The 15,238-nt window shown below is 70.1% G+C and carries 11 protein-coding genes and 1 tRNA gene; 10 read left to right on the top strand and 2 right to left on the bottom strand.

Annotated elements, in window-relative coordinates; genetic code table 11:
- Nucleotides 1-186 precede the first annotated feature (186 nt).
- The gene (locus ACWEPG_RS02695; protein WP_450133695.1) at nucleotides 187-348 is read right to left on the bottom strand and encodes a hypothetical protein; all 162 of its coding nucleotides are present in this window, start codon (nucleotides 346-348) and stop codon (nucleotides 187-189) included.
- 95 nt (nucleotides 349-443) lie between these two features.
- Between ACWEPG_RS02695 and pepN the strand changes: the two genes are divergently transcribed.
- The 10 genes from pepN to ACWEPG_RS02645 all read left to right on the top strand — a co-directional run bounded on the left by pepN (nucleotide 444) and on the right by ACWEPG_RS02645 (nucleotide 13,687).
- Nucleotides 444-2,933, top strand: coding sequence for an aminopeptidase N (gene pepN / locus ACWEPG_RS02690; protein WP_450113203.1), 2,490 nt, complete (start codon nucleotides 444-446; stop codon nucleotides 2,931-2,933).
- Nucleotides 2,934-3,083: 150 nt separating this feature from the next.
- The gene (locus ACWEPG_RS02685; protein WP_450113202.1) at nucleotides 3,084-4,256 is read left to right on the top strand and encodes an LLM class flavin-dependent oxidoreductase; all 1,173 of its coding nucleotides are present in this window, start codon (nucleotides 3,084-3,086) and stop codon (nucleotides 4,254-4,256) included.
- Nucleotides 4,253-5,467, top strand: coding sequence for an SfnB family sulfur acquisition oxidoreductase (locus tag ACWEPG_RS02680; RefSeq protein WP_450113201.1), 1,215 nt, complete (start codon nucleotides 4,253-4,255; stop codon nucleotides 5,465-5,467). The genes ACWEPG_RS02685 and ACWEPG_RS02680 overlap by 4 nt, the downstream gene beginning before the upstream one ends.
- A gap of 168 nt (nucleotides 5,468-5,635) precedes the next feature.
- Nucleotides 5,636-6,850 (top strand): acyl-CoA dehydrogenase family protein, encoded by a 1,215-nt coding sequence (locus ACWEPG_RS02675; protein ID WP_452593810.1) that lies wholly within the window; start codon nucleotides 5,636-5,638, stop codon nucleotides 6,848-6,850.
- A complete protein-coding gene (locus ACWEPG_RS02670) occupies nucleotides 6,847-8,259 on the top strand; it encodes an LLM class flavin-dependent oxidoreductase (RefSeq protein WP_450113199.1) in 1,413 nt (470 codons plus the stop codon). The genes ACWEPG_RS02675 and ACWEPG_RS02670 overlap by 4 nt, the downstream gene beginning before the upstream one ends.
- Nucleotides 8,260-8,338: 79 nt before the next feature.
- Nucleotides 8,339-9,688, top strand: a complete 1,350-nt coding sequence (locus ACWEPG_RS02665; RefSeq protein WP_452593809.1) for a styrene monooxygenase/indole monooxygenase family protein — start codon at nucleotides 8,339-8,341, stop codon at nucleotides 9,686-9,688.
- Between the two features lie 233 nt (nucleotides 9,689-9,921).
- Nucleotides 9,922-11,034, top strand: a complete 1,113-nt coding sequence (sfnG, locus tag ACWEPG_RS02660; RefSeq protein WP_450113197.1) for a dimethylsulfone monooxygenase SfnG — start codon at nucleotides 9,922-9,924, stop codon at nucleotides 11,032-11,034.
- A 59-nt stretch (nucleotides 11,035-11,093) separates the two neighbouring features.
- Nucleotides 11,094-12,281, top strand: coding sequence for a winged helix DNA-binding domain-containing protein (locus ACWEPG_RS02655; RefSeq protein WP_450113196.1), 1,188 nt, complete (start codon nucleotides 11,094-11,096; stop codon nucleotides 12,279-12,281).
- Between the two features lie 27 nt (nucleotides 12,282-12,308).
- Nucleotides 12,309-13,478 (top strand): amidohydrolase family protein, encoded by a 1,170-nt coding sequence (locus tag ACWEPG_RS02650; RefSeq protein ID WP_452593808.1) that lies wholly within the window; start codon nucleotides 12,309-12,311, stop codon nucleotides 13,476-13,478.
- A 136-nt stretch (nucleotides 13,479-13,614) separates the two neighbouring features.
- Nucleotides 13,615-13,687 (top strand) — tRNA-His (locus tag ACWEPG_RS02645).
- A 64-nt stretch (nucleotides 13,688-13,751) separates the two neighbouring features.
- Here the strand turns inward: ACWEPG_RS02645 and ACWEPG_RS02640 are convergent.
- Complete coding sequence (locus ACWEPG_RS02640) at nucleotides 13,752-15,230, bottom strand: alanine/glycine:cation symporter family protein (protein WP_450113194.1); 1,479 nt, start codon at nucleotides 15,228-15,230, stop codon at nucleotides 13,752-13,754.
- Between the last annotated feature and the right edge of the window lie 8 nt (nucleotides 15,231-15,238).

The following is a 15,238-nucleotide window of genomic DNA, read 5'->3' as shown; positions in this document are numbered from 1 at the left end:
CTCTTTCGCGATCTGTCGGTCGAGTTCGATGCTACGACCGCGCCGCCGCCACGCGATGCCCCCGGAAAGGGGCAGCGCTCAGGTTCGCGGGGTGTCCCCGGTGGCGACGTGCATGACGCTCCCCCTCCGCGATCGCAGGCGGTTGTCGATGCTCCGTCGCCCGCGATCCCGAGGCGTTCCCGCCGATCAGCGGCCGAACAGCCCGCGCAGGAATCCGCCGGACGAGGCCGGCCGTTCGCAGGTGCAGCGCTTGTCGGCGGGGACGTGGCGCATGACCTCGTCGACGTGGTTGCCGCAACCCTTCCAGGTGGTCTTGCCGCAGTTGGGGCAGGGGGTGGGCTGGCACATGGTGGTGTCCTCTCGGTCCGGTTCCCGATCGATAATACCCATAGGGGTATATGTGCGCCCGGTCTCGCTGCCGATCACCTGGCAGGATCGACACCGTGAGCACCGCGAACCTGACCCGTGCCGAGACCGCAGCCCGCGCCGCCGCGGTCACCGTCCGCTCCTACCGCGTGGATCTGGACCTGTCGTCCGCCCCGGATCACGACCGACCCGGCTTCCTGACGGTCACGACGGTGGAGTTCGACGCCACCGCCGAACGGACCTGGCTCGACTTCATCGGACCGTCGGTCGACTCGGTCACCGTCAACGGGGAGCCCGCCGAGGTCGAGTACGACGGAGCCCGCATCGCCCTGCGCGGACTGGCCGCGTCGAACACCGTCGTGGTCCGGGCGACCGGCGCCTACAGCCGGTCGGGTGAGGGGCTGCACCGCTTCCTCGATCCGGTCGACGGACAGACCTACCTCTACACCCAGTACGAGCCTGCCGACGCCCGTCGGGTCTTCGCGTGCTTCGAACAGCCGAACATGAAGGCGCCGTTCACCTTCGCCGTGACCGCGCCGCCCGGGTGGGAGGTGATCTCGAACCGTCCCGCTGCCCTGTGGGAGGAGTCCGACGAGCGGCGGTTCGTGGAATTCTCCCCGACCCTGCCGATCTCCACCTACATCACGGCGGTCGTCGCCGGACCGTACCATCGCGTCGACTCCGTCTGGAGCTCAGGCGATCTCACCGTTCCGTTGGGGGTGCTGTGCCGGGCCTCGCTGGCGCGACACCTCGATGCCGACACCGTGCTGGAGGTCACCCGGCAGGGGCTCGACTTCTTTCACGAGCAGTTCGACTACCCGTATCCGTGGGGCAAGTACGACCAGGTGTTCGTGCCCGAGTACAACCTCGGCGCGATGGAGAACCCCGGCTGTGTGACGTTCACCGAGGCGTACGTCTTCCGCGGTGCCGCGACGGCCGCCCAGTACGAGGGCCGCGCCAACACGATCCTGCACGAGATGGCGCACATGTGGTTCGGCGACCTGGTGACGATGCAGTGGTGGGACGACCTGTGGCTCAAGGAGTCCTTCGCCGACTACATGGGCGCACTCGCAAGTGCCGAGGCCACGCAGTGGACCGACGCCTGGGTGGCGTTCGCGAATCGGCGCAAGGCGTGGGCGTATTCGCAGGACCAGCTGCCGACCACCCATCCGATCGTCGCCGACATCGTCGATCTCGAGGCGGCGAAGCTGAACTTCGACGGCATCACCTATGCGAAGGGGGCGAGCGTGCTCAAGCAGCTCGTCGCCCACGTCGGGCGGGACGCGTTCTTCGAAGGGGCACGACGCTATTTCCGAGCACACGCGTTCGGCAACACCATTCTCGCCGACCTGCTCACGGAGCTCTCCGCGACGTCCGGCCGCGACCTGGAGTCATGGGCGCGCGCCTGGTTGCAGACGACCGGCGTGTCGACGCTGACCCTCGAGCGACGTGGCAAGCGGTACGAGGTCGTGCAGACCGACCCTCGGCCACACACCCTCGGCATCGGACTCTACGACTTCGACGAGGCGGGCTCGCTGGTGCTCACCGAGCGTCTGAGCGTCGATCTCACGGGACCGCGCACGCGGGTCGAGCTGACCGAGACCCCGCTGGTGCTGCTCAACGACGGCGACCAGACGTATGCGAAGGTCCGGCTCGGTGGGTTCTCCGTACGCACGGTCGAGGCCTCGTTGGACCGCATCGTCGACCCGCTGGCCCGTGGCCTCGTCTGGTCGGCGTTGTGGAACGCCACCCGGGACGGGGTCCTGGATCCCGCGCGTTATCTCACGATGGCGCGGGCGTTCGCGCCGGCGGAGACCAACATGGCGCTCCAGGCGGCCACACTGGCGAACGCGGCATTCGCGGTGGGCCACTACCTACCGGCCTCGGATCGGGACCGGTGGCGCGGCGAATGGCTCGAATCATGCTGGGCGGCACTGCAGTCGGCGGATCACGGGTCCGGGTCGCAGTTGGCGATGGCGCGCGCCGTCGCCGCTGCCGCGACGGTCGACGATCGCCGGGCCGGCGACATCCGCGCGATGCTGGACGGGACCGCTCCCGCCCCGAGCGGACTGGCGCTGGACCCCGACCTGCGCTGGGCGCTGTGGACGGCGCTGGCCGCGACCGGGCACGCCCGGACGGCGGACCTCGACGCCGAACTCGCCAGGGACGACACGGCATCCGGACGCACCGCGCACCGGCGCGCGCTGGCGGCCCGCCCGGACGCCGAGGTCAAAGCGGCGGCCTGGGCCGCCGCGCTGACCGACACCACGCTCACCAACGACCACCTCGACGCCACCATCGGCGGGTTCCGGGCGGGGGAGCGCCGCGACCTGATCGCCCGCTACGACGGCGAGTACTTCGCCGCCATCTCCGACGTCTGGGAGCAGCGGAGCATCGAGATCGCCAAGCGCATCGTCGTCGGACTGTTCCCTGCCGCGGAGTCCCTGGACGCTGTCGACGCCTGGCTCTCCGGTCACGCCGACGCTCCGGCCGCGCTGCGCAGGCTGGTCGTCGAGCAGCGGGATCACCTGGCCCGGGACCTGCGGGTGCGCGCCCACTCCTGGTGATGGGGCGGCGCACACAGCTTCTCTCGCGTGCCGGTTCGGCATCGATACCCCTGACCGTGGTGGAGCGGTGTGCGCACCGCTCGCGGGGGATTGGAATCCCCCCGATCGCAACCCTGGCCGGGGCCGATCCGCGTCCCTAGCGTTCGAACAATGTCTCTGGCGTTCCACTGGTTCCTGCCCACCTACGGCGACAGCCGGCTCATCGTCGGCGGGGGCCACGGCACGCCCGCCGGCGCCGCGGGGGGTGACCGGCGGGCGAGCATCGGCTACCTGTCGTCGATCGCCCGTGCGGCGGAGGACTTCGGGTTCACCGGTGCGCTCACACCGACCGGAGCCTGGTGCGAGGACGCGTTCCTGACCACCGCGATGGTCGCCAGGGAGTCGGAGCGCCTGGCCTTCCTCGTCGCCTTCCGTCCGGGACTGGTCAGTCCCACGCTGGCCGCGCAGATGGCGGCGACGTTCTCCCTGCACGCGCCGGGCCGGATCCTGCTCAACGTCGTCACCGGTGGTGAGGCGCACGAGCAGCGGGCCTACGGCGACCACCTCGGCAAGGACGACCGCTACGCCCGCGCCGACGAGTTCCTCTCCATCGTGCGGCGACTGTGGGCGGGCGAGACCGTCACCCACCACGGTGAGCACCTCCACGTCGACGAGGCGGCGCTGGCGACGCTGCCGAATCCGGTGCCGCCGCTGTACTTCGGTGGCTCGTCCGCCGCGGCGGGCCCGGTCGCCGCCGAGCACTCCGACGTCTATCTCACCTGGGGTGAGCCGCCCGCGGCGGTCGCGGAGAAGATCGCGTGGATCCGCGACCTCGCAGCGACCCGTGGTCGAACGGTCCGGTTCGGTATCCGGTTGCACGTGATCACCCGCGACACCGCGGCGCAGGCGTGGGCGCAGGCCGACAAACTGGTCGCTGCACTCGGTCCGGACGCCGTCGAATCCGCGCAGGCCGGGCTCGCCCGCAGCGAGTCCGAGGGGCAGCGCCGCATGCTCGCCCTGCACGAGGCCAACCGGCGCAGCGGGGACTGGCGCGACGCCCGCAATCTCGAAGTGGCCCCGAACCTGTGGAGCGGTGTCGGGTTGGTTCGCGGCGGCGCGGGCACCGCCCTCGTCGGCAGCCACGCCGAGGTCGCCGACCGGATCGCCGAGTACGCGGCGCTCGGCATCGACGAGTTCGTGCTCTCCGGCTACCCCCACCTCGAGGAGCTGTACTGGTTCGGCGAGGGAGTGCTGCCGATCCTGCGCGAGCGCGGCCTGTTCACCAGCGGTCCCGGTGCTGCCGGGACCGGGAACGTGCCCTTCCTCGCGGCCGGTGCGTCGTGACCGTCGCGCCCGCCGCCGGCCGGATCACCGGAGTCGACGAGGCCCTGCGCGTCGCGGCAGGGCTGGCGGACCAGTTCTCCGTCGACGCCGCCCGTCGCGACGCCGAGAGGGAACTGCCCCACGACCAGATCCGGCAGCTCACCGCATCCGGACTGCTCGCGGTGACGGTCCCGCGCCAGTTCGGTGGTCTCGACGCGCCCTTCGAAGTGGTCGCCGAGATCTTCCGGCTGCTCTCGGCGGCGGATCCGAGCATCGGTCAGATTCCGCAGTCCCACTTCACTTTTCTCGAGGCGCTGCGAACGCAGGGCGGCAACGAGCAGCAACGGTTCTTCTACGGCGAGGTGCTCGCCGGGGCGTTGCTCGCGAACGCGCAGAGCGAACGCGGGCCGCACCCGATCAATGTCGACACCACGGTGCTCCGTCGCCGGGGGACCGACTATGTCCTGTCCGGGCGCAAGTTCTACAGCACGGGTGCGCTGTTTGCCGACTGGATCATGGTGCGGGCCAGCCTGTTCGACGGACCCGGCAGCCCCGATGCCGCGACAGGGAAGGCCATCGCGTTCGTGCCCCGCGACGCCGACGGGGTGACGGTCGTCGACGACTGGGACGGCATGGGGCAGCGCACCACCGCCAGCGGCACCGTCACCCTCGACGACGTCGTGGTCCCGGCGTCCTCGGTGGTGCCGTACACGCCGGTGTTCGCCGGCCCCACCACCTACGGCGCGCAGGCCCAACTCGTGCACGCCGCGATCGACGTCGGAATCGCGACCGGAGCGCTCGCCGAGGCGACCGTACAGGCCGGCAGGGCCCGTCCGCACTTCGAGGCGAATGTCGAGCGGGCGGTGGACGATCCGCTCCTGGTGCAGCTGGCAGGGGAGGTGACCGTGACGGTGCGGGCGGCCCAGGCGCTGCTCTCGGTCGCGGCACGTTCGGTGGACGCCGCGAGGGCGAATCCGAGCGCGGAACGAACGGCGGCCGCGTCGATCGACGTCGCGACGGCGAAGGTGGCGGCGGCACGTGCGGCGGTGGAGTCCGCGAACGTGCTGTTCGAGCTCGGCGGCACGCGCAGCGCGTCCGGTGCGGCGAACCTGTCGCGGTACTGGCGCGACGCCCGCACCCACACCCTGCACGACGCCACCCGGTGGAAGCTCCAGCACATCGGCCGCTGGACGCTCTCCGGCACCCACCCGCCGCGGCACGGCGTGATCTGACCCTCCGGCTGAAGGTGCCATTCGTGCGGTTGATCCGCTCGAACGGCACCTTCAGCCGTTCCCTCTTCCGGGGGTGGGGAGGGGTTCGATTCACGGCGAGTACAACGGGTGCGACTTCGCTGCGGGTGACCAAGGGTTGGGGGCACACAGCGGAAGGGGAACACAGTCGTGAGCAGTGCAACGATCGAGCCGGCGGTGACGGACCGGGAACTGAAGGAAGTGTTCGCGCCGATCTTCGAACGGATCGCGGAGGGCGCGGCCCTGCGTGAGCGTGACCGCCGACTGCCGTTCGAGCAGGTCGAGTGGCTGCGCCAGGCGCGCTTCGGTGCGCTGCGGGTGCCGGTGGAACACGGTGGTTTCGGTGCCTCGGTGCGGCAGCTGTTCGATCTGCTGATCGATCTGGCGGCCGCGGAATCCAACCTGCCACAGGCACTTCGCGTGCACTGGAGCTTCGTCGAGGATCAGCGCCTCGCCGGCGACGACCGCGCCCGGCGCTGGCTGCACGCCGCCGCCGCCGGAACGCTCGTCGGCAACGCGATCACCGAGCCGGGAGTGGGTGCCGCGGACCGGTACCGGACCACCCTCACCCGCCGTGGGGGCGAGTGGGTGCTCGACGGCGTGAAGTACTACAGCACCGGCAGCCTGTACGCGGACCACATCCTCGTCGCCGCCGACCGGGACGGCGAGCGGGTCTCCGTGCTGGTCGACGCCACGCAGGCCGGCGTCAGCCCGGCTGACGACTGGGACGGGTTCGGGCAGCGTCTGACAGCCAGTGGAACAACGACATTCGAGAACGTCGCGGTGCCGGAGGATCGCATCCTCGGACCCGGGTACGGTGCGCCGGGCCGCAACTATGCGACGTCCTACCTGCAGTTGGTGCAACTCGCCGTGCTGGCCGGTATCGCCGCGCGCGCCGAGACCGACACGATCGACTGGGTGCGTGGGCGCACCCGCACGTTCACCCACGCCGCCGCGGACCTGCCCCGTCACGATCCGCTCGTGCAGCAGGTGATCGGCCGGGTCTCGGCCGCCGCATACGGCGCCCGGGCCGCGGTCCTCGCCGTCGCGGACGAACTCGACGTCCTCCTCGACGCCGGGGGCCAGGACCCCGAGCTGCTCGACCGGGCCGAGGCCGCGGCCGCCAAGGCGCAGTCGGTGGTGATCGGCCTGGTCCTCGACGCCACCTCGGAGTTGTTCGAGGTCGGCGGTGCGTCCATCAGCGCGGCCCCGCTCGGACTGGATCGGCACTGGCGCAACGCCCGAGTCATCTCCGCGCACAATCCGCTCATCTACAAGCAGCAGGCCGTCGGCGCGCATCTGCTCAACGGGGACCCGTTGCCGTATGCGTGGAGCGCGGGCCGCAGGCCGGGGGTGTCGGCATGACCCGCCAGATCCGCTTCAATGCGTTCGACATGAACTGCGTCGCCCACCAGTCGCCCGGACTGTGGCGCCACCCGCAGGACCAGTCGCACCGGTACACCGACCTGCGCTACTGGACCGAACTGGCGAGACTGCTGGAGCGGGGCCTGTTCGACGGCCTGTTCATCGCCGACGTGCTCGGCACCTACGACGTGTACGGGGGCACCGACGAGGCCGCGCTGCGGCAGGGGGCGCAGATTCCGGTCGCGGACCCACTGCTGCTGGTCTCGGCGATGGCCGCCGCCACCGAGCACCTGGGGTTCGGGATCACCACAGGCACCGGATTCGAGCACCCCTACCCGTTCGCCCGCAGGCTCTCGACCCTCGACCACCTCACCCGCGGACGCATCGGGTGGAACGTCGTCACCGGCTATCTGCCCTCCGCGGCACGCAACTTCGGCGCCGACGACCAACTCGGCCACGACGACCGGTACGACCACGCCGACGAGTATCTCGAGGTCCTCTACAAACTGTGGGAGGGCTCGTGGGAGGACGACGCGGTGGTCCGCGACACCGCCGCCGGGGTATACGTCGACCCGGAGAAGGTGCACCACATCGGGCACCGCGGAACGCATTTCACGGTTCCCGGCATCCACCTGTCCGAGCCGTCGCCGCAGCGGTCCCCGGTGATCTACCAGGCCGGAGCCTCGCCGCGTGGGGTCCGGTTCGCGGCGGAGAACGCCGAGGCGATCTTCGTCGGAGGCCCGTCGAAGCGGGTCCTCAAGGACACCGTCGCGCGGATCCGGCGCTCCCTCGCCGATGCGGGTCGGGATCCGTACTCGGCGCGGATCTACGCCCTGTCGACGATCATCACCGACGCCACCGACGAGGCCGCCGCCGCGAAGCACGAGGAATACAAGCGGTACGCGAGTGTGGAAGGCGCACTGGTGTTCACGTCCGGATGGATGGGTATCGACCTGTCCCGATACGACCTGGACGAACCGATCGGCAATGTGGAGTCGAACGCCATCCGGTCCGCAGTCGCCGCGTTCCAGGAGGCCGACGACGACGGCCGGGAGTGGAGAGTCCGCGACATCGCGGAGTGGGCCGGCATCGGCGGGCTCGGGCCTCGCTTCGTCGGGTCCGGGGACACCGTCGCCACCACCCTGCAGGAATGGGTGGACGAGACCGACGTGGACGGGTTCAACCTGGCCTACGCGATCACGCCAGGTTCCTTCGAGGACGTCGTCACACACGTCGTGCCCGCACTGCAGGCCCGAGGCGTGTACCCGGCGAGCTACCGGGAGGGAACGTTGCGCCACAAGCTGTTCGGTCAGGGCGACCGGCTTCCGGACAACCACCGCGGCGCGCGGTACCGGCTCGGCGGCGACCTGTCCACCGTCACCGAGCGATTCAACGCGTACGTCGGCTGAGCCGACCGCGCACGACCGTCGGCTGAGCCGACCGTTCGCGACCTCTGCCGACCCAACATCAACTGCACCAGGAGATCTCATGGCACGCACCGCATCAATCGTCGGGGCGGGGCTGGCGGGAACCACCGCCGCGCTCGGCCTGCAGAACATCGGCTTCGACGTCACCCTGTACAGCGACCGCGACCGGGACTCGTTGCGCAACGACGTTCCCGCAACGGGAACCGCCGTCTACTTCGGCAAGTCGCAGGAGTCGGACTCGGAGATCCTCGAGGACCTCTACGCCGACGGCCCGCACTCGACCGGAATGAGTGCCCGCCTCCACACCGGGGTCGGCGACACCTACGGCGAGGTTCTCGAGTTCGACCCCGACTTCGGGTACATCGCCAGGGGCGTGGACGTTCGGCTGCGCGCCGACGACCGGCTGGGCCGCTTCCTCGACCGGGGCGGACGATTCGAGGTCCGGGCGGTCGACGTCGACGGACTCGACGCCGTCGCCGCCGAGCACGATCTCACGCTCGTCGCCACCGGCAAGGGCGGGCTGTCGGGCCTGTTTCCCGTCGACACCGACCGGACCGTCTACACCGAGCCGCAGCGGCACCTGCTGATGGTGACGTTGCAGGGACTGGATCAGGGGCCGGACACCTGGGGCCACCGTGGCGGCGGTACTCACAACCAGTTCAACCTGCACACCGACTTCGGCGAGGCCTGGTTCGGGCCGTACCTGCACAAGGACGCCGGGCAGGCGTGGAGCTTCCTCGGGTTCGCGAAACCGGGATCGCCGTGGGTGGAGAAGTTCGCCTCCGTCACCGATGTCCACAGTGCGCGCCGGGTGGTGATCGACCTGTACCGCGAGTACTTCCCGAAGGACGCCGCCGAGGTCGAGCAGTTGGAGGTGATCGAGGCGGATCCGCACTCGTGGCTGCGCGGCGCGGTCACCCCGACGGTGCGTCGCGCGGTCGGGCGCACCGCCGGCGGGCACGTCGTCGCCGCGATCGGGGACACCGCGATCTCGTTCGACCCGGTCGCCGGTCAGGGCGCGCAGAACACCGTCGTCCAGATCGCCGCGCTCGTAGCGGCGGTCCGGGACCACGAGGGCGCCTTCACCGAGGAGTGGCTCACCGAGCAGTTCGACCGGCACTGGAACACCCGCGGGCACGCCGCGGCGGAGGTCACCCGCCTGTTCCTGGGCGATCCGAAGTACGGCGAGTACGCCGACCTGTTCTTCCCCGCGGCGACGGTCAGCGAGCCGGTGGCCGCGTCGCTGTTCCGGTTCCTGTCCGAGCCGGACGCCCTGCTCGCGCTGACGAGCCGGGAGGACGTGCTCGCCTACATCGGCGAGGCGGCGGGAGAGCCGGCCGAGGATGTGCTGGCGCGCTTCGCGCCGACCTCCGGTTTCGCGGCCACGCCGCGCGCGCAGGTGGCGGTCTGACCCTAGGGAATCTCCCCGCCACCGTCCGAAGGTCACTTTCGTGTGATCCGAAGGCGTGAGGGGCGCCGTCGTCCACGAAGGGCGGTCGGTGGCGGGTTCGAGCGAAGGGCACCTTCGTGCGCATCACGCGCATGAAGGTGCCCTTCGGCCGGGTCGGGTACTGGGGCCGCGGTTGCGATCGCGGTGATCGGAACCGTTGGGTACAACGCGTGGCGCGGCTTCAATCGGTAGCCATGTCAACCGAACGCATCGCCGACCAGACCACGTTCGCCTACTGGGTGCCCAATGTCAGTGGTGGCCTTGTCACCTCGGACATCGAGCAGCGAACCAGCTGGGATTACGAGTACAACGTCAAGCTCGCCCGCACCGCCGAGAACAACGGCTTCGAGTACGCCCTGAGCCAGGTCCGCTACGAGGCCAGCTACGGCGCCGAGTTCCAGCACGAGTCGACCAGCTTCAGCCTCGCGCTGCTGCTGGCCACCGAGCGGCTGAAGGTGATCGCGGCGGTGCATCCGGGCCTGTGGCAGCCGGCCGTGCTGGCCAAGCTCGGCGCGACCGCCGACCAGCTGTCCGGTGGCCGGTTCGCGGTGAACGTCGTCAGCGGCTGGTTCAAGGACGAGTTCACCCACCTCGGCGAACCGTGGCTCGAACACGACGAGCGGTACCGGCGCAGCGCCGAGTTCCTGCAGGTGCTCCGCAAGATCTGGACCGAGGACGACGTCGATTTTCGCGGCGACTTCTACCGTATCCACGACTTCACCCTCAAGCCGAAGCCGGCGAACACTCCCGAGCGGCCGAATCCCGAACTCTTCCAAGGTGGTAACTCCACTGCCGCGATCGCCAACGGTGGCCGCTACGCGGACTGGTACTTCAGCAACGGCAAGGACTACGACGGCATCACCGCGCAGATCGATGAACTGCGCGACGTGGCCCGCGCCCATAAGCGTGAGACGAAGGTCGGCCTCAACGGCTTCATCATCGCCCGCGACACCGAGAAGGAAGCCCGCGACACTCTCCGCGAGATCATCGAGAAGGCGAACAAGCCGGCCGTCGAGGGCTTCCGCGGCGCGGTCCAGCAGGCCGGTGCGTCGACAGGCGACCAGAAGGGCATGTGGGCGGACTCGACCTTCGAGGACCTGGTGCAGTACAACGACGGTTTCCGCACCCAGCTGATCGGCACCCCGGAGCAGATCGCGGAGCGCATCGTCGAGTACCGGCGCCGCGGCGTCGACCTGATCCTGGCCGGGTTCCTGCACTTCCAGGAGGAGGTCGAGTACTTCGGCGCCAAGGTGCTGCCGCTGGTGCGGGAGCTGGAAGCGGCCGATCGGGAGCCCGCGGCCGTCTGACGCCCTGGCGGAATCCGTGTCCGGGCCGGACTGTCCGACCGTCGCGGCACAATGGGCGCGTGTCCACCCATTCCCTTCGGTCCGTCGACGCCACACAGCGCCGTGCGCGGCTCGCTCGCCGTCACCGCCTCGCGCCCGGAGTGGGCGCCGCCGATGTGGTCGATGCCGCCCGCAGCCTGGTCTGCCTGCACGGAACGGACCCGGCGACGATCTACCTGTCGGCCCGGGCCCGGGTGCCGGGGATGACGGTCGCCGACCTGGACCGCGCACTGTACGAGGAGCGGTCGCTGGTCAAGCACATGGCGATGCGGCGCACCCTGTTCGTGCTCCCCCGGGCGGCACTGCCGTTCGTCCAGGCCGGTGCGAGCAACCGGGTCGCCGACAACGAACGCCGCCGCCTCGTGCGGGAGGTGGAGAAGGCGGGGTTGTTCGACGACGGGGCGGCATGGCTGCGGGAAGCCGGCGACGCGGTGCTCGATGCGCTGTCTGGCGGTGAACCGTTGTCGTACACGACGCTTCGCGAGAAGCTCCCGCTGTTGAACGGCTCCATGTCCTACGGTGAGGGCAAGAGTTGGGGCGGTCAGGTGTCGATCGGGCCGCGGGTCCTGACCGTCCTGTCCGCGGAGGGCTGGATCGTGCGCGCGACGAACGACGGGCCGTGGCGGGTGTCCCGGAACCGTTGGGCCACAACCGAATCGTGGCTGGGTGGCCCGATCGAGACCGTGACCGAGGCGGAGGGTGCCGCCTGGCTGGTTGCGGAGTGGCTGCGCGCGTTCGGTCCCGGAACCGAAGCCGACCTGAAATGGTGGCTCGGCTCGACACTGACCGCGGTGCGAAAGGCGTTGTCCGCGCTGGACCTCGTCGAGGTCGACCTCGACGGGCAGGTCGGATACCTGATGGCCGACGACGCGGAACCGGTCGAGCCGGTCGAGCCATGGGCCGCCCTGCTGCCGGGCCTGGACCCGACGACGATGGGCTGGCGGGACCGGGACTGGTACCTCGGCCCTCACAAGGAACCGTTGTTCGACTCGAACGGCAACGCCGGCCCCACCGCCTGGTGGGACGGCAGAATCGTCGGCGGCTGGTGGCAGGACGACGCCGGCCGGGTGGTGGTCCACCTGCTCGAGGGCGTCGATCCCGCGGCGCGGCGAGCGCTCGATGCAGAGGCCGAGGCCCTGACCGAGTGGCTGGGCGGGGTCCGGGTGATGCTGCGATTCCCGTCGCCGCTGGCAAAGCAGTACGCCTGAGATGGCGAGGCGGCGCAGAATGCAGGGGTGACCCCTGCCGATGCCTCGGTGACGGAGATGGTGGACGCGGCCGACCTGGTCGACCACCACTGTCACGGCGTCGTGGTCGAGGACCTCGACCGGGCACGGTTCGAGGCGCTGCTCTGCGAGGCGGACGCGCCCGGGCCGTGGCACGGCAGCCTGTTCGACACCCGCGTCGGGTTCGCGGTACGGCATCTGTGCGCACCCCTGCTCGATCTTCCCGCCGGGATCCCACCCGACGACTACCTGTCGCGGCGGGCGGAGCTCGGCTCCGACGAGGTGTCGAGAAGGCTGTTGCGCGGAACCGGGATCGGCGACTTCCTGGTCGACACCGGGTATTCGGCGCAGCGACTGACCACACCGGGCGAGCTGGCGGTACTCGCCGACGGAACTGCTCGTGAGGTCGTCCGGCTCGAGACCCTCGCCGAGCAGACGATCGGGCCGACGACGGCGGCGGGGTTCGCCGATGCGTGCCGTGATCGGCTCGAGCTCGCCGTCGAGGGCGGCGCCGTCGCGTTCAAATCGATTGCCGCATATCGTGTCGGGCTCGACCTCGCGCCGGAGCGTCCGACCGGGGCGGAGGTCGCGGCTGCTGCCGGACGGTGGGCGGGCGCGATCGACCGCGGGGCCCCGGCCCGGCTGGCCGACGAGACCCTCACCCGGTTCCTCGTCTGGAGCGCAGTCGAACTCGGTCTGCCGATTCAGTTCCACACCGGCTACGGGGACGCCGACGCCGACCTGCGGCGCGGCGATCCGCTGCTGCTGACCCCGCTGCTCCGGGCCACGTCTGGTCTGGGTGTGCCGATCATGTTGCTGCACACCTACCCGTTCCACCGCCACGCCGGGTATCTGGCGCAGGTGTTCGACCACGTCTTCGTCGACGTCGGGCTCGCGATGCAGAACGTCGGCGGCCGCGGCGGGCGGGTGCTTGCCGAGCTGACCGAACTCGCGCCCTTCGGTTCGATCCTGTTCTCCACCGACGGCTACGGTCTGCCCGAACTGTTCCACATCAGTACCGCGTACTTCCGGCGTGCGCTGGCCGAGGTGCTCGGTACCGGAATCGACGACGAATCATGGTCCTTCGCCGACGCCGAACGTATCGCGGCGATGATCGGAGCCGAAAACGCTCGGCGGGCGTATCGGCTTCGGGCGCAGTCGGCCTCGTCTCACTGGTGAGGCCGACCCCGCGGCCCGTGGCGGCGGTCGCTGCCCGGGCCAGGTGTGGGGCCGCCGGAAAATCAGTGGCACCGGCCGCCCTGCAGCCGCTAGCGTCCCGGGTGTCCGCATCGTTCGTCTGATCGCGCGGACCAACCCTGCTGTAGCTCAAGTGGCCAGAGCGCCGGTTTGTGGTACCGGAGAACGCGGTTCGAGTCCGCGCAGTGGGACCGACCGGCACGACCCCGACCACAAGGGGCCGCGGCACGCCGGACGGGTTGTCGGGGTCGCCGATCAGCCGTTGCGGGCCACCTCGACAGCTCCCGGCGTGTGCCACACCGAGTCGGGCAGCTCGCCGGGCAGGTCGGGGTTGTCGCGGTCCGTGAACACCGGGTCCCGGCCGGCGCTCGTCTGCCGGTCGTAGTCGCGGAAGGCGCCGAACGCCCACTTGCCGAGCAGGACGATCGCGACCAGGTTGGTGATCGCCATCAGGGCCATCGCGACGTCGGCGACCGCCCACACCGCGGACAGTGCCAGCACCGAACCGATCCCCACGGAGGTGAGGACGACGAGGCGGAAGGCGAACAGCGTCCGCGGTCCCGCGCCGAGGAAATACATGTTGACCTCGGCATACGAGTAGTTGCCCAGCACCGAGGAGAAGGCGAAGACGAACACCAGCACCGTCATCAGCCACACCGACCACGAGCCCAGTTCGTGCTCGACCGCGGACTGTGTCAGCGACGCCCCCACCGCCGAGCCGGTGGTACCCGGGTCGTACACCTCCGGTCCCGCCATCAGGATGATCATCGCGGTGGCGGTGCACACGATCATGGTGTCGACGAAGACCCCGAGCGACTGCACGAATCCCTGCTTCACCGGATGGGACACGGTCGCGGTCGCCGCCGTGTTCGGCGCGCTGCCCATCCCGGCCTCGTTGGAGAACAGGCCCCGTTTGACGCCGTTGAGCAGGGCGGCCGCCACGCCGCCGGCAACACCCGCGGCGGCCTCACCGATGCCGAACGCGCCGCCGACGATCATTCCGATGACCTCGGGGACGCGGCCGATGTTCATGACGATGACGACGACGGCGAGCAGGGCGTACAGGCCGGCCATGATCGGCAACACCACCTCCGCCACCGCCGCGACGCGCCGGATGCCGCCGAACAGGACCGGCGCCGCGAGCAGCATCAGCACCACGGCCGTCCACTTCTGGTCGACGGTGTGTGCCTGCGAGAGGACGTCGGCAATCGTGTTGGCCTGCACCATGTTGAACGCGATGCCGAAGGTGACGACGAGCAGCACCGCGAACAGGATGCCGCCGGCACGCGAGCGCAGTCCGCGTTGAATGTAGTAGGCGGGTCCGCCGCGGAAGGCGCCGTCGGGGCCACGCACCTTGAACATCTGCGCCAGGGTCGCCTCGACGGCGGCGGTGGCCATGCCGATGAGGGCGACGCACCACATCCAGAACACCGCACCCGGCCCGCCGAGCGTCAACGCGATCGCCACGCCGGCGATGTTGCCGGTGCCGACCCGCGACGCCAGCCCCACGCAGAACGCCTGGAACGACGAGATCCCGCCCTCGGCGCCCGAGCGGGACGAGCCGAGCTGACGGATCATCGCGGGGAACCGGCGGAACTGGATGCCGCGGGTGCGGATCGTGAAGTAGAGGCCGGCTCCGACCAGCAGATAGATGAGGACGTACGTGTACAGCACGTTGCTCAACGGGTCGATGAACCGCTCCTGGATGAAGTCCATTCCGTACAGATAGGGCACCGCGCGAG

Source organism: Rhodococcus sp. NPDC004095 (assembly GCF_053604015.1).
This window is presented reverse-complemented; position numbering and strand designations above follow the sequence as displayed.